This window comes from Streptomyces sp. NPDC053673, from assembly GCF_055585225.1.
In genome coordinates this window covers 130,565-149,181 of the sequence record NZ_JBVJKN010000008.1, presented here as the reverse complement: position 1 = coordinate 149,181, position 18,617 = coordinate 130,565, and the positions used below count along the sequence as shown (strand labels likewise).

13 protein-coding genes are annotated in these 18,617 nt (G+C 70.3%); 8 read left to right on the top strand and 5 right to left on the bottom strand.

Annotation, left to right across the window (positions count from 1 at the left end):
• Positions 1-80: 80 nt before the first annotated feature.
• From ACZ6ZQ_RS14610 to trxA, 4 genes are all read left to right on the top strand, one after another.
• Positions 81-602, top strand: a complete 522-nt coding sequence (locus ACZ6ZQ_RS14610) for an Lrp/AsnC family transcriptional regulator (protein ID WP_469768886.1) — start codon at positions 81-83, stop codon at positions 600-602.
• Between the two features lie 82 nt (positions 603-684).
• Positions 685-1,563: an NAD(P)-dependent oxidoreductase gene (locus ACZ6ZQ_RS14605; RefSeq protein ID WP_469768885.1), complete on the top strand. Its 879-nt coding sequence runs from the start codon at positions 685-687 to the stop codon at positions 1,561-1,563.
• A 146-nt stretch (positions 1,564-1,709) separates the two neighbouring features.
• The gene (locus ACZ6ZQ_RS14600) at positions 1,710-2,123 is read left to right on the top strand and encodes a MerR family transcriptional regulator (RefSeq protein ID WP_469768884.1); all 414 of its coding nucleotides are present in this window, start codon (positions 1,710-1,712) and stop codon (positions 2,121-2,123) included.
• Entirely contained in the window at positions 2,120-2,452 is a 333-nt protein-coding gene (trxA, locus tag ACZ6ZQ_RS14595) for a thioredoxin (RefSeq protein WP_469768883.1), read from the top strand. The genes ACZ6ZQ_RS14600 and trxA overlap by 4 nt, the downstream gene beginning before the upstream one ends.
• 9 nt (positions 2,453-2,461) lie before the next feature.
• Here trxA and ACZ6ZQ_RS14590 read toward each other — a convergent pair whose 3' ends face one another.
• Positions 2,462-3,505: a DUF6817 domain-containing protein gene (locus tag ACZ6ZQ_RS14590; protein WP_469768882.1), complete on the bottom strand. Its 1,044-nt coding sequence runs from the start codon at positions 3,503-3,505 to the stop codon at positions 2,462-2,464.
• Between the two features lie 77 nt (positions 3,506-3,582).
• On the opposite strand from ACZ6ZQ_RS14590, the gene ACZ6ZQ_RS14585 reads away from it, so the two are divergent.
• Together ACZ6ZQ_RS14585 and ACZ6ZQ_RS14580 are read left to right on the top strand one after the other, a co-directional pair.
• Positions 3,583-3,990 (top strand): DUF4259 domain-containing protein, encoded by a 408-nt coding sequence (locus ACZ6ZQ_RS14585; protein ID WP_469768881.1) that lies wholly within the window; start codon positions 3,583-3,585, stop codon positions 3,988-3,990.
• A 163-nt stretch (positions 3,991-4,153) separates the two neighbouring features.
• Complete coding sequence (locus ACZ6ZQ_RS14580) at positions 4,154-6,364, top strand: HelD family protein (protein WP_469768990.1); 2,211 nt, start codon at positions 4,154-4,156, stop codon at positions 6,362-6,364.
• Here ACZ6ZQ_RS14580 and glgB read toward each other — a convergent pair.
• From glgB to ACZ6ZQ_RS14560, 4 genes are all read right to left on the bottom strand, one after another.
• Complete coding sequence (glgB, locus tag ACZ6ZQ_RS14575; protein ID WP_469768880.1) at positions 6,321-8,591, bottom strand: 1,4-alpha-glucan branching enzyme; 2,271 nt, start codon at positions 8,589-8,591, stop codon at positions 6,321-6,323. The two genes, ACZ6ZQ_RS14580 and glgB, sit on opposite strands and share 44 nt — an antisense overlap.
• A gap of 22 nt (positions 8,592-8,613) precedes the next feature.
• A complete protein-coding gene (locus tag ACZ6ZQ_RS14570) occupies positions 8,614-10,053 on the bottom strand; it encodes a maltokinase N-terminal cap-like domain-containing protein (RefSeq protein ID WP_469768879.1) in 1,440 nt (479 codons plus the stop codon).
• A gap of 184 nt (positions 10,054-10,237) precedes the next feature.
• Complete coding sequence (gene treS, locus ACZ6ZQ_RS14565; RefSeq protein WP_469768878.1) at positions 10,238-12,070, bottom strand: maltose alpha-D-glucosyltransferase; 1,833 nt, start codon at positions 12,068-12,070, stop codon at positions 10,238-10,240.
• Complete coding sequence (locus ACZ6ZQ_RS14560) at positions 12,067-14,052, bottom strand: alpha-1,4-glucan--maltose-1-phosphate maltosyltransferase (protein ID WP_469768989.1); 1,986 nt, start codon at positions 14,050-14,052, stop codon at positions 12,067-12,069. Before ACZ6ZQ_RS14560 ends, treS begins: the two co-directional genes overlap by 4 nt.
• Positions 14,053-14,679: 627 nt before the next feature.
• On the opposite strand from ACZ6ZQ_RS14560, the gene glgP reads away from it, so the two are divergent.
• A complete protein-coding gene (gene glgP, locus ACZ6ZQ_RS14555) occupies positions 14,680-17,256 on the top strand; it encodes an alpha-glucan family phosphorylase (protein ID WP_469768877.1) in 2,577 nt (858 codons plus the stop codon).
• Between the two features lie 117 nt (positions 17,257-17,373).
• Positions 17,374-18,594 (top strand): alginate lyase family protein, encoded by a 1,221-nt coding sequence (locus tag ACZ6ZQ_RS14550; protein WP_469768876.1) that lies wholly within the window; start codon positions 17,374-17,376, stop codon positions 18,592-18,594.
• The last annotated feature ends 23 nt before the right edge of the window (positions 18,595-18,617 follow it).

Genomic DNA, 18,617 nt, shown 5'->3' with positions numbered 1-18,617 from the left:
GCCTGTCCGGTGGACCGGGCCGGCCCTGACGCCAGGAACACCAGTGTTACGTTGGCGGGCCACGTCCTGAAGGGGGAGACATGGGAGTTCCGGCCTCCGCGCCGAAAGAACCACGGCAGCTGCGCGCCGCCGCCAACGAAACCTCGGCGGTCGTCTTCGACCGGGTCGACCGGCACATTCTGGAGATCGTTCAGGGCGACGGCCGTATCAAACTGAGCGAGCTCGGCCGGCAGGTACGGCTGAGCCCGGCCGCCGTCACCGAGCGCGTCCGCCGGCTGGAGGCGTGCGGCGCGATCAGCGGGTACGGCGCGCATGTCTCCCCCGCCCGGCTCGGCTACGGCATTCAGGCCTTCATCCGGGTCGACCCGCATGGCGGCTACAACCTCAAGCACCCGCGCTCGCAGGAGCTCTTCGCCCGGCCGGAGGTCGTGGAGGTCCACCACGTCGTCGGCGAGGACTGCTGGATCCTCAAGGTTGCCGCGACGGACACCGTGCATCTGGAGGGCATCCTGGAGCAGACGTCCGCACTCGGCCGCACGACGACGTCGATCGTGCTCTCCTCGCCCGTGGAGCGGAAGCCGCTGCTGCCGACGGACGGTTGACCTGGATGTTTACCTCCAGGTGAGTATCTGACTTCCAAGTCGGTACTTGTGGGGCGGTATGCGGCGAAGAAGCATGATCCTCATGCCTACCGAGAACGCATCCGTCACTGTCATCGGCCTCGGCGCGATGGGCCGGGCCCTCGCCGGAGCCTTCCTGGACGCCGGCCATCCCACCACCGTCTGGAACCGTTCCCCCGGCAAGGGCGACGAACTCGTCGCGCGCGGCGCCGTACGGGGCGTCACCGCCGAAGACGCCGTACGCGCAAGCGAGTTGACCGTGCTCTGTGTCGTCGACTACGACGCCGCACAGGCGATCCTGGACCCGCTGGCCGATGCGCTGCAGGGCCGGGTCCTGGTCAATCTCACCTCCGACACCCCCGAGCGCTCTCGGGAGACCGCGGCCTGGGCGGCGGAGCGGTCCATCGCATATCTGGACGGCTCGGTGATGGTGCCCACTCCCGTGATCGGCACGCCCGACGCGCTGCTCTTCCACTCCGGCTCCCGGGACGCGTTCGACCGGTACGAGTCCGCCCTCAAGGCCCTCGGCGGCAAGACCGTCTTCGTCGGCACGGACCCCGGACTCGCCGCGCTCTACGACCTCTCCCTGCTGGACTTCTTCTACGGCAGCATGTCGGGCCTCGTGCACGCGTACGCGCTGGCCACGGCCGACGGGGTCAAGGCCGCGGACATCGCCCCGTATCTGAGCACGATCGTCCAGATCCTGCCGCCCATCGCGGAGTACACGGCGGCGAACATCGACGCGGGTACCTACGCGGGTACCCAGGCCAACCTCGGCATGATGGCCGCGGGCGTCGACCACATCCTGCACGCGGCCCGCACCCGCGGTCTCGACGTCGCCCACCTGGAATCCATCAAGGCTGTCGCGGACCGGGCGATCGCGAAGGGGCATGGGGCGGACGACTGGGCGAGCACGGTGGAGGCCGTGCGCTCCGCACGCTGACGCCGACCACCGGGCACCCGCCCTGGGCAGGCCCGTCCCCTTACGTTGCTCTCTTCGGGCGACTGCCGCAGGCAGGGCGACGCCGGCGGTCCGCGGCCTGTCCCGGGCTTTCCTTGACCCCGACGTCAAGGCTTACGGTCCTACGCATGCGAATCGGCGAGCTGGCGGAGCGGGCCGGGACGACCACCCGCACCCTGCGTTACTACGAGTCCCGGGGGCTGCTGCCCGCACGGCGTGCGGTGAACGGATACCGCACGTACGACGAGCACGATCTGCGGCTGCTCCAGCAGATCAGGACCCTGCAGGACTTCGGGTTCGAGCTGGAGGAGACCCGGCCCTTCGTGGAGTGCCTGCGTGCCGGTCACCCGGCCGGGGACGCCTGCCCCGCCTCGCTCGCCGTCTACCGGCGCAAGCTCGCCGAGCTGGACGAGCTCATCGACCAGCTTCGCACGGTGCGCTCGAAGGTCGGCGCGCAGCTGTTGCGGGCCGAGGCAGAGCTGCCGGGCGGCCCGGAACCGCAATGTGAATACGGCAGCGTGAATGCGGAGGTTGACGGATGATCCAGGCAGAAGGCGTCGCGACGGTGACGGACGCGGACTTCGACACGGAGGTCCTGGGCGCGGATGGCCCGGTCCTGGTCGAGTTCACGGCGGAGTGGTGCGGCCCGTGCCATCAGCTCGCGCCGGTCCTCGGCGCGGTCGCCGCGGAGAAGTCGGACCGCGTCAAGGTCGTCCAGCTCGACGTGGACACGAACCCCGAGGTCGCGGTGCGGTACGGGGTGCTGTCGATGCCGACGCTGATGGTGTTCCGCGGTGGCGAACCGGTGAAGTCGATGGTGGGGGCGCGGCCGAAGCGGAAGCTTCTGATGGAGCTCGAGGACGTGATCTGACCGTCGTGGTCAGCGCAGGGCGAGCGTGATCCGGCGACGGCTGACGTTCACGCCCACGACTTCGACGCTCACCTCGTCGCCGACCAGCGGCTCGCGTCCCGCGAGGTCGGCGACGGGGACGAGGCCCACCGCCCCGTCCAGCACGCGGACGAAGGCCCCGATCGGCGCGCGCTTCGTGATGACCCCGGGCACGATCCGGCCCAGCTGAGTGCGGGTGAACTCCCGTAGCGGGTCCGGCTCCAGGTCCTTGAGGGACAGCTGGACCTGTACGCGTTTCCAGTCGACGTCGAGCACGGTGGCGGTGATCTCCTGGCCGACGCTCACGAGCTCGGACGGGTGGGCGAAGTGCTCGGACGACCAGGTCAGTTCGGCGCAGTTGATGAAGCCGTCGTCCCCGCCGCCCAGCTCCACGAACACGCCGAAACTCTCGGTGGCAGACACCACTCCGCGCCGGGCCTCGCCCCGCTCCAAGGTCCGGATGAAGGCGGCACGTGCCTCGTCGCCCGGATCGAGTCCGGTGCGGAGATCCTGGCGCGCGGCATCACTCAGCAGCGGCGCGAACCGGGCGAAGAGCATGAGGAGCCACCCGCCCCATTCGGCCCGGAAGTCCTCGTTCACCACCGCGAGGTCGAGCTCATTGGCAGCCGTCAGCTCCGCGAAGTCACGCCGTTGTCCCGACTCCGGCGTGAACGTCCGGCCGCTGAACCGGTCCCGGAACGCCGCGTCGTCCGAGGCCAACGTCGCATAGGACGCGTCCCGGTCGCAGCTCGCGTAGAAGTACACGAGCTGCTCCGCCTCCGCCCCGATGGCCGCGGCCAGCTCCCCGCGCCGCTCCAGCGGCAGCAGCGACGCGCCGAACCCGTCCGTGCCGTAGAACGCATGGCACAGCCCCGCGAGCTGCAGCTCGTCCCTCGCGCCCCAGGCCGCCAGCCGCGCCCGCACCCGCTCCAGGTGAGCGAGGAGCGTCCCACCGGGATGCTCCATCTCCCCGGCACCGCAGGCCCGGAGCAGGTTCAGCGCCCCGGCCACCCGGCCGTCGGCCGCCTGTGTCATGAAGGACCCCCCATCGTTGTCAGTGTCGGCTGCCACGATGCCCGAGGCACTGGTGATCGACAAGGCGGGAGCAGGCCATGGGGACATGGGGCACGGGACCCTTCGACAACGACTCGGCCGCGGACTTCGCGGGCGACCTCGACGAGCTGGCACCCGAGGCCAGGGCGGGGCATGTACGAGCCGCTCTGCTGAGGGTTCTGGAGGCGCCGGGGTACGTCGAGGCGCCCGACGCGGACGAGGCACTGGCCGCCGCCGCGGTCGTCGCGGCCGGGCTGCCGGGTGGCGAGCCGGTCGACTCCGTCTACGGCCCGGAGGAGCCCGTTCCGTCGCTGCCCGGGGACCTCGCCGCTCTCTCGGTCCGGGCCATCGACCGGATCCTCGCGCCCGAGTCCGAGCTCGCGGACCTCTGGGCCGATGCCGGCGCCGCCGACGAGTGGCGTGGCATCCTCGCGCGGCTGCGTGCCGTGCTCGCCGCCGCGCCGTAAGTCGCCCGAGCACCGCAGCAAACAAAAACCCCGGTCCGAATTTGACGGCCGGGGTATTTCTTCACGTATATTGAATAGTTCCGTGTTCGCACGGGCTAAAGCGCACCGAGAACTTCAATAAACGTACTCTATCGCGTCAGGAGCTGAATTGTCAACCGAGGAAATGCGGCAGGAACAACAATTCGTCTCCCTCGCCCACGAGCGGCTCGACCAGCTCCGGGCCGAGGCCGAGGCTGCCGTGCGCGCCACGATTGCGCAGGTCAGCACCGATCGTCAGGCGCGTGTGGAGCGCGATATCGGCGTGGCCGAGCACTCTGCCTCGCTCGCTGCGCTGAATGCTGCCGACTCCGGGCTCTGCTTCGGACGTATCGACAGGCGCGACGGAATCACGTACCACATCGGGCGCACCGGAATCCGGCGGGACGACGCCGAGCGGACTCCGCTGCTGATCGACTGGCGGGCTCCGGTCGCGCGGCCGTTCTATCTCGCGACCGGGTATGAACCGATGGGGCTGCGCCGCAGGAGGCACATCACCACGCAGGGGTGCACGGTCACCGCGCTGCACGACGAGATCATGGATCTCGCCGACCCCACCCGCACCGGATACGAGTCGCACGACGCCGACGAGGTCCTGCTCGCCGCGCTGAACAGTGCCCGCACGGGCCGGATGGGCGACATCGTCTCGACCATCCAGGCCGAGCAGGACCACATCATCCGCGCCCCGCAGCGCGGGGTGCTCGTCGTCGAGGGCGGGCCGGGCACCGGGAAGACCGCGGTCGCGCTGCACCGGGCCGCGTATCTGCTGTACGCGCACCGGGAGCAGCTCGCCAAGCGGGCCGTGCTGATCGTCGGCCCCAACCCGGCCTTCCTCGGCTACATCGGCGAGGTGCTGCCCTCGCTCGGTGAGACCGGCGTGCTGCTGTCGACGGTCGGCGAACTGTTCCCCGGCGTGCACGCCACCGGCACCGACAGCCCCGCGGCCGCCGCCGTCAAGGGCCGGGCGGACATGGCCGGCGTGCTGGCCGAGGCAGTACGGGACCGGCAGCAGGTGCCCGAGAAGGACGAGCCGATCGTCATCGCGCACGACGACGGGGAGCTGGTTCTCGACTGGGGCATGGCGGTCGAGGCGCGCCACAAGGCCCGCGAGACCGGGCTGCCGCACAATCTCGCCCTGCCCACCTTCGCCTTCCGGATCATCGACGATCTCACCACGCAGCTCGCCGACCGCATCGGCGCCGACCCCTACGGCGGCCCGAACTTCCTCGGCCCCGACGACATCGCCCAGCTCGGCAAGGGCATCGCCGCCAGCGCGGAGGTGCACGCCGCCATCACCACCCTGTGGCCGCCGCTCACCCCGCAGGAGTTCCTCGCCGGCTATCTGGAGGAGCCCACGCATCTGGCCGAGGACGACGCCGAGCTGATCCGGCGTACGAAGAGAGCCGCCTGGACACCTGCCGACGTGCCCCTCCTCGACGAGGCCGCCGAGCTCCTCGGCGAGGACGACTCCGCCGCCCAGGCCGCCGCCGAGGCCGAGCGGGCCCGTCAGATCGCCTACGCGCAGGGCGTCCTCGACGTTTCGTACGCCTCCCGCACCTACGAGTTCGAGGACAAGGAGGACATCGACGAGGACGCCTCCGAGGTCCTCGCGGCGCACGACATCATCGACGCCGAACGGTTCGCCGAGCGTCAGGAGGAGGCCGACCACCGCAGCGCCGCCGAGCGTGCCGCCGCTGACCGGACCTGGGCGTTCGGGCACATCATCGTCGACGAGGCGCAGGAGCTGTCGGCCATGGCCTGGCGGCTGCTGATGCGCCGCAGCCCGACCCGCTCGATGACCCTGGTCGGCGACCCGGCCCAGACCGGCGACCTGGCCGGGTGCGACTCCTGGCAGGAGATCCTCGCGCCGTACGTCCAGGACCGCTGGCAGCTGGCCCGGCTCGGGGTCAACTACCGTACGCCCGCCGAGATCATGGAGTACGCGGCCGAGCGGCGCCGGGCCACCGATCCCGCCTTCGAACCCCCGCGCTCCATCCGCTCCACCGGAGCACGGCCCTGGGAGCGCACCCTGCCGCTCGCCGAGGTGGCCCGGCTCGCCGAGGCCGAGACCCCGGCGGAGGGCAGGCTCGCCGTCATCGCCCCGCGCGAACTCCACGCGGAACTCGCCGGACTCGACGACGGGCCGCTGGACCTGCACCGGCCCGTCGTCCTGCTCGACCCGCGCCAGGCCAAGGGCCTGGAGTTCGACACGGTTCTCGTCGTCGCACCCGCGCTGATGACGGCCAACGATCTCTATGTGGCGCTGACCCGGGCCACCCAGCGGCTGGGGATCATCACACCGGCTTCAGCCACACCGTCGCCAGTGGCGGCAGAGTGAGCTGGACGCTCGTGCGGTGACCGTGGGCGGCGACGGACTCCGGCTTCACCGGATCCGGGTTGAGGACGTCACTGCCGCCGTACCGTGCCGCGTCCGTGTTGAGCGCCTCCGCCCAGGCGGACACGGACGACGGCACGCCCAGCCGGTACTCGTGGCGGACGACCGGTGAGAAGTTCGACACTGCGAGCAGCGGCGCACCGTCCGCGTCGAAACGCAGGAAGGCGAAGACATTGTCCTCGGCGGCTCCGCCGTCGACCCAGGCGAAGCCCTCGGGGACGGTGTCCTGCTGCCACAGCGCCGGTGTCGCCCCGTACACCGCGTTCAGCTCACGCACGAGGTCCCGTACGCCCCGGTGGTCCGGCTCCGCCGCGTACGATGGGTCGAGCAGCCACCAGTCCGGGCCGTGGCCCTCCGACCACTCGGCGCCCTGGGCGAACTCCTGCCCCATGAACAGCAGCTGCTTGCCCGGGTGTGCCCACATGAAGCCGAGATACGCCCGGTGGTTGGCGCGCTGCTGCCACCAGTCGCCGGGCATCTTCGACACCAGCGCCCGCTTGCCGTGCACGACCTCGTCGTGCGAGATCGGCAGCACGTAGTTCTCGCTGTACGCGTACACCATCGAGAAGGTCATCTCGTTGTGGTGGAACTTGCGGTGCACCGGCTCGTGCTCGACGTAGCCGAGGGAGTCGTGCATCCAGCCCATGTTCCACTTCAGCCCGAAGCCGAGCCCGCCGAAGCCGCCGGGCCCGACATGGTGGGTGGCCCGGGTCACCCCGTCCCAGGCGGTGGACTCCTCGGCGATCGTGACCACGCCGGGGCAGCGGCGGTAGACGGTGGCGTTCATCTCCTGCAGGAACGCGACGGCGTCCAGGTTCTCCCGGCCGCCGTGCTCGTTGGGGGTCCAATCGCCGTGCTCGCGCGAGTAGTCGAGGTAGAGCATCGAGGCGACCGCGTCCACCCGCAGCCCGTCGACATGGAACTCCTCGCACCAGTACACGGCGTTGGCGACCAGGAAGTTGCGGACCTCCTTGCGGCCGTAGTCGAACTCCAGCGTGCCCCAGTCCGGGTGCGCCGCCCGGGCCGGATCCGAGTGCTCGTACAGCGGACGGCCGTCGAACTCCGCGAGCGCCCAGTCGTCCTTCGGGAAGTGGGCCGGGACCCAGTCGACGATGACCCCGATACCGGCCCGGTGCAGCGCGTCGATCAGGAACCGGAAGTCGTCCGGAGTGCCCATCCGGGCGGTCGGCGCGTAGAAGCCCGTGACCTGATAGCCCCACGAGCCGCCGAAAGGATGCTCGGCGACCGGCATCAGCTCGATGTGGGTGAAGCCCAGCTCCTTCACGTACGAGGGGAGTTGGGCAGCCAACTGGCGGTACGTCAGTCCAGGGCGCCAGGAGGGAAGGTGCACCTCGTAGACCGAGAACGGAGCCTCGTGCACCGGCAGGTCGCCGCGGTGTGCCATCCACTCCTCGTCCCGCCACACATGGTGGGACTCCTCGACGATGGACGCGTTGGCGGGCGGCGCCTCGGTGCGCCGGGCCATCGGGTCGGCGCGCACCGTGTGCGAGCCGTCGGGGCGGGTGAGCTCGAACTTGTAGAGCGCGCCCTCGCCGACGCCGGGAACGAACAGCTCCCACACCCCGGACGAGCCGAGCGACCGCAGCGGGTAGGCCGTGCCGTCCCAGTAGTTGAAGTCGCCGATGACCCTGACCCCGAGCGCATTGGGCGCCCAGACCGTGAAGCGGGTTCCGGTGACGCCCTGATGCGTCATGGGCTGCGCGCCGAGGGCCTGCCACAGCTCCTCGTGCCTGCCCTCGCCGATCAGATGCAGATCGAGCTCGCCGAGCGCGGGGAGGAACCGGTACGGGTCCGCGAACTCGATGGTGGCGTCCTCGTACACCACCTGCAGCGAGTACTCGGGCACCTTGCGCAGCGGCAGCACGCACGAGAAGAAGCCGTCGCCTTCCTCGTGCAGCTCCGCGCGCAGCCCCTTGGCCAGCACGGTCACCGACTCTGCGTACGGGCGCAGCACACGGAACACCACCCCGACGCGCTCCACATGCGCCCCGAGCAGCGAGTGCGGATCGTGGTGCGAGCCGCTGAGCAGCCGTTCCCGGTCGGAGTCGGAGAGCGGCTTCGCGGGGCGTACGCCATGGCGGGCGGGGGGCTGGGCGGCTGGCTTGCGGGGGGTCACGGGGGCGGCCTCCTTGGCGTGTTGGGGGGGCATGGGCAGTAGGGGGTCCGGGGCGTCAGCCGCCCGCACCGGAAAGCCGCTTGATCGCCGACATCGGGACCGGCAGCCAGTCCGGCCGGTGCCGGGCCTCGTACACGACCTCGTAGACCGCCTTGTCGGTCTCGTAGGCGCGCAGCAGCTCCGGCTCGGTCCGCGGATCGGTGCCCGAGGCCTCGGCGTACCCCTCGCAGTAGGCCGCCCGGCAGCGTGCCGCCCACGCGGGGTTCCAGGGGCGGTGCGAGCGGGCCGCGTAGTCGAAGGAGCGCAGTATCCCCGCGATGTCACGGACGGGCGGCTGTACCCGGCGGCGCTCGTCGAGCGGCCGGGCCGGCTCGCCCTCGAAGTCGATGACCGACCAGCCTCCGTCGGGGGTGCGCAGGGTCTGGCCGAGATGCAGATCGCCGTGGATGCGCTGCGCGCGCCCGTCCCCGGCGAAGGCCGCTCCGGCGATCGCGTCGAAGGCGGCGCGCAGCCCGCGTACGTACGGCAGCAGGGCGGGCACGGCCCGCACGGCGGCGTCCAGCCGCTCGTTCATGGCGGTCGCGAGGTGCTCTGTCTGCGGACGGCCGAGGGTCACGGTCGGCAGCGCGCCCGCGAGCGCGGTGTGCACCTCGGCGGTGGCCCGGCCCAGTGCCTGCGCCTCGGCGGTGAAGTCACGTCCGGCGGCGAGCGCCTTCAGCGCCAGCTGCCAGCCGTCCTGCGAGCCCCGCAGATACGGCTGGAGGACCCCGAGTGTGCAGGGCTCGGGCATGTCCGACTCGAACCAGGCGACGGGCGCGGGCACCCGGTCACAGCCCGCCCGGGCGAGCGCGAGCGGCAGCTCCAGATCGGGGTTGATGCCCGGATACACCCGGCGGAAGATCTTCAGGATGTAGGAATTCCCGTACACGAGCGAGGAGTTGGACTGCTCGGCGTCCAGCACGCGGGCCGGCAGTCCGCCGAGCACGGGCACCGCACGGTCGAAGCGGAGCGGGCCGAACCGGCCGGGGGTGCGCAGCCGCTCCAGCAGCAGCGCGGCGAGCCGCGGATCGTGCAGGCCTTCGTAGACGGTCCGGCCGGCCAGCGGGCCGTCCGGTACGCGGCCGATCATCGCCGGAGCGAGATACGGCGGCAGTGCGGCCCGCACACCGAGCAGCAGCTGGTAGCAGTCCCCGCCGTGCGCGGCGTCCCGCCTTCCGGTCGCGGACTTGGCACCCGCCGTCTTCCCGTTCATGGCCTTCCCGCCGGAGCTCTTCCCGGAGGCCGGACCCGGCTGCTGGACGCGGACGAGCATGTGCAGCAGACCGGGACCGGCCGAGTCGACCGGCAGCAGCTCGGCCGCCGAGACCAGGGAGAAGTCGGCGACCGGGCGTCCTTTGCCCGCGAACCACCGCTGCCGGGGCAGCCATTCGCGCAGCAGTGGTGAGAGCGAAGGAAGCAGGGCGACGGGGGTCCGGGTGGATGCAGCCTCCGACATGGCATCGCGTCCTTTCCCCGGGCACACCACAGGATGCGAAGAGTGTCCCGGATTGCGGCAATAGCTGTCCGGCTGTGCGGGACGTGTCGGGTGAGGATGGTCCGTACGGACTCGATATGAGGGGGAGCGTGCCCCGTGCGGACCGGTGACAACCGCCCCGCACGCGACATGGCATGTGCCGGAATCACGCACCCATGGGCGTGGACCGCGGCACGGACTCCTGCGGCGCGATGCTCTGCGCCACGACGGCGTTCGGTACGGCGTCCTTGGGCGAGGCGGCCTTCGGTACGGCGTCCTTCGGTACGGCTTCCTTGCGCAGTCGAAACCAGTAGAAGCCGTGCCCCGCCAGCGTCAGCAGATACGGCCACTCACCGATCGCCGGGAACCGCACCCCGCCGATCAGCTCCACCGGATGACGGCCGTTGAAGCTCCGCAGATCCAGCTCCGTCGGCTGCGCGAACCGCGAGAAGTTGTTCACGCACAGGACCAGATCGTCCATTCCGTCCTCCGACGAGGGGGCCTCGCGCAGGAACGCCAGCACCGCGGGATTGGACGACGGCAGTTCGGTGTAAGAGCCCAGCCCGAACGCCCGGTTCTGCTTGCGGATCTCGATCATCCGCCGGGTCCAGTGCAGCAGCGACGACGGAGAGGCCATCGACGCCTCGACGTTGGTGACCTGGTAGCCGTAGACCGGATCCATGATGGTCGGCAGGTACAGCCGGCCGGGATCGCACGACGAGAACCCGGCGTTGCGGTCGGGAGTCCACTGCATCGGGGTGCGCACCGCGTCCCGGTCCCCCAGCCAGATGTTGTCGCCCATCCCGATCTCGTCGCCGTAGTACAGGATCGGCGAGCCGGGCAACGACAGCAGCAGCGCCGTGAACAGCTCGATCTGGTTGCGGTCGTTGTCGAGCAGCGGCGCGAGCCGCCGCCGGATGCCGATGTTGGCGCGCATCCGCGGATCCTTGGCGTACTCCGCGTACATGTAGTCGCGCTCCTCGTCGGTGACCATTTCGAGGGTCAGCTCGTCGTGGTTGCGCAGGAAGATGCCCCACTGACAGTTCTCCGGGATCTCCGGGGTCTTGGCCAGGATTTCGGAGACCGGGTAGCGGGATTCCCGCCGTACGGCCATGAAGATGCGCGGCATCACCGGGAAGTGGAACGCCATATGGCATTCGTCGCCGCCCGCCGGGAAGTCGCCGAAGTAGTCCACGACGTCCTCGGGCCACTGATTGGCCTCGGCCAGCAGCACCGTGTCGGGGTAGTGGGCGTCGATCTCCTTGCGGACCCGCTTGAGGAATTCGTGGGTCGCCGGCAGGTTTTCGCAGTTGGTGCCCTCCTCCTGGTAGAGGTAGGGCACGGCGTCCAGCCGGAAGCCGTCGATACCGAGGTCCAGCCAGAAGCGCAGCGCGGAGACGATCTCCTCCTGTACCGCCGGGTTCTCGTAGTTGAGATCCGGCTGGTGCGAGAAGAAGCGGTGCCAGTAGTACTGCTTGCGGACCGGGTCGAAGGTCCAGTTCGAGGTCTCCGTGTCGACGAAGATGATCCGCGCGTCCTGGTACTGCTTGTCGTTGTCGGCCCAGACGTAGTAGTCCCCGTAAGGTCCCTTCGGATCCTTGCGGGACTCCTGGAACCACGGGTGCTGGTCGCTGGTGTGGTTCATGACGAAGTCGATGATCACCCGCATGCCGCGCTGGTGGGCGGCATCGACGAACTCGACGAAATCGGCGAGGTCGCCGAACTCGGGCAGTACGGACGTGTAGTCCGCGACGTCATAACCGCCGTCGCGCAGCGGGGACTTGAAGAACGGCGGCAGCCACAGACAGTCGACGCCCAGCCACTGGAGATAGTCGAGTTTGGCGGTGATGCCCTTGAGGTCGCCGACTCCGTCGCCGTTGCTGTCCTGGAAGGACCGTACGAGCACTTCGTAGAAGACGGCGCGCTTGAACCAGTCGGGATCACGGTCCTTGGCGGGTGTGTCCTCGAAGGTGTCGTGGACGGGCTCGTTGACGATCATGATGTGGGTGACCCTCCGATCGGCGGGGACGGTCGCAGGACCACGACGTGCGCAGGCGTGACGCCCGGCTCGAGGCGCACATAGGCAGCCCTGCCCCAGTGATAGGTCTCGCCGGTGAGCTCGTCGCGCACCGGTACGGTCTCGTGCCAGTCGAGGCCGAGCTCCGGCATGTCAAACGAGACCGTCGCCTCCTGGGTGTGGTGGGGGTCGAGATTGACGACCACCAGAACGATGTTCGAACCGGATCGCTTGCTGTAGACGATGACCGCGTCGTTGTCGGCGTGGTGGAAGTGGAGATTCCGCAACTGCTGCAGGGCCGGATGGCGGCGGCGCACCCGGTTGAGCGCGGTGATCAGGGGGGCGATGCTGCGCCCCTCCCGCTCCGCCGACTCCCAGTCCCGAGGCCGCAGTTGGTACTTCTCGGAGTCCAGGTACTCCTCGCTGCCCGGCCGCAGCGGGGTGTTCTCGCACAACTCGTACCCGGCGTACATGCCCCAGGCGGGGGAGAGCGTCGCGGCGAGCACCGCACGCGCCTCGAAGGCCGGGCGCCCGCCGTCCTGGAGACAGGCGTGCAGGATGTCCGGGGTGTTCACGAACAGGTTGGGCCGCATGTACGCGGCGGCCTCGCCGGACAGCTCGGTCAGATACTCGGTCAGCTCCTGCTTGGTGTTGCGCCAGGTGAAGTACGTGTACGACTGCTGGAAGCCGACCGCGGCGAGCGTGTGCATCATCGCGGGGCGGGTGAAGGCCTCGGCCAGGAAGATCACGTCGGGGTCGGTGCGGTTGATCTCGCCGATGACCTTCTCCCAGAAGACCACCGGTTTGGTGTGCGGATTGTCGACGCGGAAGATCCGCACACCGTGCTTCATCCAGTGGCGCAGCACCCGCAGGGCCTCCTTGACCAGCCCCTTCATGTCCTGGTCGAAGGCGATCGGATAGATGTCCTGGTATTTCTTCGGCGGGTTCTCGGCGTAGGCGATGGTGCCGTCGGCGCGATGGCGGAACCACTCGGGGTGCTTCTCCACCCACGGGTGGTCCGGGGAGCACTGCAGCGCGAAGTCGAGGGCGACCTCCATCCGCAGATCGCGGGCGCAGCGGACGAACTCGTCGAAGTCCTCCAGGGTGCCGAGGTCGGGGTGGACCGCGTCGTGGCCGCCCTCGGGCGAACCGATCGCCCAGGGCACGCCGACGTCGTGCCGGCCCGCCTTGAGCGAGTTGTTGGGACCCTTGCGGAAGGTGGTGCCGATGGGGTGGATCGGCGGCAGGTAGACCACGTCGAAGCCCATCGCGGCAATGGCGGACAGCCGCTGCGCCGCGGTCCTGAAGGTCCCGGAGACCGGCTTGCCGCGCTTGACCGTGGCGCCCTCGGAGCGCGGGAAGAACTCGTACCAGGAGCCGAACAGCGCGCGGGTGCGCTCCACCTGGAGCGGCAACGCGGGTGAGGCGGTGACCAGTTCGCGCAGCGGATGACGGGCGAGCGCGGCCACCGCCGCCGGGGCGAGCGCCGCGGCCAGCCGCGCCTCGGCGGAACGGCTCTCGTCGCGCAGCGCGTCCGCCGCGGAGAGCACCGCCTCCCGGCCGTCCTTCTTCGGTACGCCCGCGGCGGCGCGCTCGTACAGCTCGGCACCCTCGGCGAGCATCGGCGCGGTGTCGATCCCGGCCGGGATCTTGATCCCGGCGTGGTGGCGCCAGGTCGCCACCGGGTCGCTCCAGGCCTCGACGAAGTAGGTCCACTGCCCCTCGGCGTCCGGGGTCACGTCGGCGCCCCAGCGGTCGGTGCCGGGCGCGAGTTCACGCATCGGCGTCCAGGGGCCCTGTCGACCGCCGGGGTCGCACAGGACGACATTGGCGGCGACCGCGTCATGGCCTTCGCGGAAAACCGTCGCGCTGATCTGGAAGGTCTCGCCGGCCACGGCTTTCGCGGGCCTTCTGCCGCAGTCGACGAGCGGGCGTACGTCCAGGACGGGAATGCGGCCAATCAGCGGGTTCACGGCATCACCTGGGGGCTGTGCGGGCATGGCGGGGCGAGCGGGCGAGTCCGCTTCGCGGGGTGTGGGTGTTCTTTGTAACTGCTCCGTCGACGACTGGCGGGCTGCGGGCATGGCCGCTCCTGTCCGCGTTCACTCGAATGGAAGGGTCGCGAGCGCGCTCCGGTGCGTACCGGGGGAGCCTTCCCACGCACTTCGGGTCCGCAATCCGGTGGTTCGTTAACTACTGGGGCGTAGGCGGCGAGGCAAGATTGCGGGGCGGACGGAAGTGTCTTTGCCGGGGGTCCGGGGGTCGTCCCCCGGGGGGTGCAGCACTATTGGGGCGTAGGCGGCGAGGCAAGATTGCGGGGCGGACGGATGCGTCTTTGCCGGGGGTTCGGGGGTCGTTCCCCGGGGGGTGCAGCACTACTGGGGCGTAGGCGGCGAGGCAAAATTGCGGGGCGGCCGAAGCTGTTCATCGGTGCGGGCGACGCGACCGGGTATCGGCCGAAGGAGGCACGGTCCGATGCGCCCTCCTCGCGCCGTGGTTGGGGACGGGGCGACGCCACTACGGTCGAAGGGTTGGGCGGGCGCACACCGTTGTGCGTCCCCGGATGAACCTCCGCTTCGAAGGTGGGACCTGTGAAGGCCATTCGTCGATTCACCGTCCGCCCCGTCCTCCCCGAACCCCTCGCTCCGCTCAGCGACCTGGCCCGCAATCTGCGCTGGTCCTGGCATCCGCAGACCCGGGAGCTGTTCCGCGCCGTCGACCCCGCCGGGTGGCAGGCGGCGGGCGGCGACCCGGTGCGGCTGCTCGGCTCCGTGTCCGCCAGCCGGCTCGCGGCACTCGCCACCGACCCGGACTTCCTGTTCCGGGTCTCGGAAACCGCCCGCGATCTCGACGACTACCTGGGCGGGCGCCGCTGGTACCAGGAACAGTCCGGCGACGGGGAACCGCTGCCCGCCGCCGTCGCCTACTTCTCACCCGAATTCGGGATCACCGCCGCGCTGCCGCAGTACTCGGGCGGCCTCGGGATACTCGCCGGTGACCACCTCAAGGCCGCCAGCGACCTCGGCGTCCCCCTGATCGGTGTCGGGCTCCTCTACCGGCACGGATACTTCCGCCAGTCCCTCTCCCGCGACGGCTGGCAGCAGGAGCACTATCCGGTCCTCGACCCCGACGAGCTGCCGCTGACCCTGCTCCGGGAACCCGACGGCACCCCCGCCGTGATCGCCCTCGCCCTGCCCGGCGGCCGGTCGTTGCGCGCCCGCGTCTGGCACGCCCAGGTCGGCCGCGTACCGCTGTTGCTGCTCGACTCGGACGTCGAGGAGAACGCGCCGGGGGAGCGGGACGTCACCGACCGGCTGTACGGCGGGGGCAGCGAGCACCGGCTGTTGCAGGAGATGCTGCTCGGCATCGGCGGGGTGCGTGCGGTTCGAACGTACTGCCGGATCAGTGGCCATCCCGAGCCCGAGATCTTCCACACCAACGAGGGCCATGCCGGATTCCAGGGTCTCGAACGGATCCGTGAGCTCATGCCGTACGGCCTGGACTTCGACGCCGCGCTCGAAGCTGTCAGGGCGGGGACGGTGTTCACCACGCACACGCCCGTTCCGGCGGGGATCGACCGCTTCGACCGCGAACTGGTGGCCCGCCACTTCGGCGACGACGGCGAGCTGCCGGGAGTCGACCCCGGGCGGGTGCTGCGGCTCGGTATGGAGAGCTACCCGGGCGGCGAGCCCAACCTGTTCAACATGGCGGTGATGGGGCTGCGGCTCGCCCAGCGCGCCAACGGGGTCTCGACGCTGCACGGTGCCGTCAGCCGCGGCATGTTCGCCGGCCTGTGGCCGGGCTTCGACCCGTCGGAGGTGCCCATCACCTCCATCACCAACGGTGTGCACGCCCCGACGTGGGTGGCGCCCGAGGTGCTGAGTCTCGGGGACACCGTCGTCCACACGCCGGGCGCCGATCTCTGGGAGCTGCGCCGGGTGCTGCGCGAACAGCTCGTGGGGGAAGTACGCCGACGGCTGTACGCGTCCTGGCGCCAGCGCGGCGCGGGGACCACGGAGCTGGGCTGGATCGACGGGGTGCTGGACCCCGACGTCCTCACCATCGGCTTCGCCCGCCGCGTCCCCGCGTACAAGCGGCTCACGTTGATGCTGCGCGACCGCGACCGGCTGATGGAGCTGCTGCTGCACCCGACCCGGCCGGTGCAGATCGTCGTCGCGGGCAAGGCCCATCCGGCGGACGACGGCGGCAAGCGGCTGATCCAGGAACTGGTGCGGTTCGCGGACGACCCGCGGGTGCGCCATCGGATCGTCTTCCTGCCGGACTACGGCATGGCGATGGCGCGGAAGCTCTACCCGGGCTGCGACGTCTGGCTCAACAACCCGCTGCGGCCGCTGGAGGCGTGCGGCACGAGCGGAATGAAGGCCGCCCTCAACGGCTGCCTCAACCTCTCGGTGCTCGACGGCTGGTGGGACGAGTGGTACGAACCCGACTTCGGCTGGGCCGTCCCCACCGCCGACGGCAGTGCCGCCCACGACGACGAACGCCGCGACGACCTGGAGGCCGCCGCCCTGTACGGGCTGATCGAGGAGCGCATCGCACCGCTCTTCTACGACCGGGACGGTGACGGACTGCCAGGCCGCTGGATCGAGATGGTCCGCCACACGCTCACCACGCTCGGCCCGAAGGTCCTGGCGGACCGCATGGTGCGCGAGTACGTGGACCGGCTGTACGCACCCGCCGCCCGCGCCCACCGATCCCTCGCCCTGGACGCGGACGCCGCCACGGAGCTGGCGGCGTGGAAGTCCCGGGTGCGCGCGGCCTGGCCCGGTGTCTCGGTCGGCCATGTCGAGGCGGGTACGGCCCTGGGCACGGCGGAGCTGGGCTCCACGCTCGCCCTGCGTGTGTGCGTCGCCCTCGGCGAACTCCAGCCGGAGGACGTGGAGGTGCAGGCGGTGGCGGGCCGGGTCGACTCCGACGACGCGATCGCCGACGCCCAGACCTTCCCGCTGAAACCGGTGGGCGGCGGCCCCGACGCGGCGGGCCGCAGGGTGTACGAGGGCCCGCTCGCGCTCGACCGCACCGGTCCGTTCGGCTACACCGTACGTGTGCTGCCCGCCCATCGGCTGCTCGCCTCCGGCGCCGATCTGGGGCTGGTCGTGCTGCCTACGGAGGCGACGGGTGAAGGGGCGGGAGTGCTGATGCGCTGACACCGGCGCCCGGTGGGCGGGGATTGACGTGTACACGGAATGGCTCTAGGTTCCACGGCCAGTGTCACGTTCATACCCCCGCCCACTGTTTATGTGGATGAACGGAAGGCTTCCGTCATGCGCAAGAGAACCGGCGTCGCGCTCCTGGGCTTCGGCCTCACCCTCTCCGCCGCCCTCCTCATGGCCCCCACCGCCGCCGCAGGGCCCGAAGCGGCTGCCGCACCCGCCCCCGTACGGGCCGCCGCACCTGCTCGGTTCACCCACCCCGGCGTGCTCGTCAGCAAGCCCCAGCTCGACTTCGTCCGCGGAAAGGTGCAGGCCGGCGCGCAGCCCTGGAAGGCCGCGTACGACCAGATGCTCGGCAGCAAGTACGGCTCGCTCTCCCGCACCCCCAAGCCGCGCGCGGTCGTCGAATGCGGCTCGTACTCCAACCCGAACTACGGCTGCTCCGACGAGCGCGAGGACGCGATCGCCGCGTACAGCCAGGCCCTCGCCTGGTACATCACACGCGACGACCGCCACGCGAAGAAGGCCATCGAGCTGATGGACGCCTGGTCCGGAGTCATCAAGGACCACACCAACAGCAATGCCCCGCTCCAGTCCGGCTGGGCCGGCTCGGTCTGGCCCCGGGCCGCCGAGATCATCAAGTACACCTACACCGGCAGCTGGCCCAACGCGGGACGCTTCGCGACCATGCTGCGCGACGTCTACCTCCCGGAGGTCATCAACGGGAAGCCGAACAGCAACGGCAACTGGGAACTCATCATGATGGAGGCGGCGCAGGGCATCGCCATCCACCTGGAGGACAGTGCGAGCTACGACAAGGCGATGTCCATCTACAACGGCCGCGTCCCCGCCTACGTCTATCTGGCGAGCGACGGCTCACAGCCGAAGTACCCGCCGCGCAGCTCCATCGACACCACCGCGGAGCTCATCGACTACTGGCACGGCCAGTCGGCCTTCTCGGACGGGCTCGCCCAGGAGACCTGCCGCGACTTCGGCCACACCGGCTACGGCGTCGCGTCCATCTCCCATGTCGCGGAGACCAGCCGCATCCAGGGCCAGGACATCTACCCCCAGATCAAGGACCGGCTGCGGCACATGCTCGGCTTCCACACGAAGTACGAGAACGGCGCGTCCGTGCCGTCGTCGCTGTGCGGCGGCAGTCTGAAGCTGGGCCTCGGGCCCGTGACGGAGGTCGGCTACAACGCGCTGAACACCCGTATGGGCATCGCCATGAGCAACACCAAGCAGTACACGGAGTCCCACCGGCCGCAGGGCACCGAGAACCACTACGTGGCGTGGGAGACACTGACGCACGCGCAGAACCCGAACTGACACGGGCAGGCGCGGGCCCGGTC

What these genes read in the sequence shown, in the direction of transcription:
- ACZ6ZQ_RS14610 (WP_469768886.1), top strand. Translation starts at nt 81, where the DNA reads ATGGGAGTTCCGGCCTCCGCGCCGAAAGAACCACGGCAGCTGCGCGCC.
- ACZ6ZQ_RS14605 (WP_469768885.1), top strand. Translation starts at nt 685, where the DNA reads ATGCCTACCGAGAACGCATCCGTCACTGTCATCGGCCTCGGCGCGATG.
- ACZ6ZQ_RS14600 (WP_469768884.1), top strand. Translation starts at nt 1,710, where the DNA reads ATGCGAATCGGCGAGCTGGCGGAGCGGGCCGGGACGACCACCCGCACC.
- trxA (WP_469768883.1), top strand. Translation starts at nt 2,120, where the DNA reads ATGATCCAGGCAGAAGGCGTCGCGACGGTGACGGACGCGGACTTCGAC.
- ACZ6ZQ_RS14590 (WP_469768882.1), bottom strand. Translation starts at nt 3,505, where the DNA reads ATGACACAGGCGGCCGACGGCCGGGTGGCCGGGGCGCTGAACCTGCTC.
- ACZ6ZQ_RS14585 (WP_469768881.1), top strand. Translation starts at nt 3,583, where the DNA reads ATGGGGACATGGGGCACGGGACCCTTCGACAACGACTCGGCCGCGGAC.
- ACZ6ZQ_RS14580 (WP_469768990.1), top strand. Translation starts at nt 4,154, where the DNA reads ATGCGGCAGGAACAACAATTCGTCTCCCTCGCCCACGAGCGGCTCGAC.
- glgB (WP_469768880.1), bottom strand. Translation starts at nt 8,591, where the DNA reads ATGCCCCCCCAACACGCCAAGGAGGCCGCCCCCGTGACCCCCCGCAAG.
- ACZ6ZQ_RS14570 (WP_469768879.1), bottom strand. Translation starts at nt 10,053, where the DNA reads ATGTCGGAGGCTGCATCCACCCGGACCCCCGTCGCCCTGCTTCCTTCG.
- treS (WP_469768878.1), bottom strand. Translation starts at nt 12,070, where the DNA reads ATGATCGTCAACGAGCCCGTCCACGACACCTTCGAGGACACACCCGCC.
- ACZ6ZQ_RS14550 (WP_469768876.1), top strand. Translation starts at nt 17,374, where the DNA reads ATGCGCAAGAGAACCGGCGTCGCGCTCCTGGGCTTCGGCCTCACCCTC.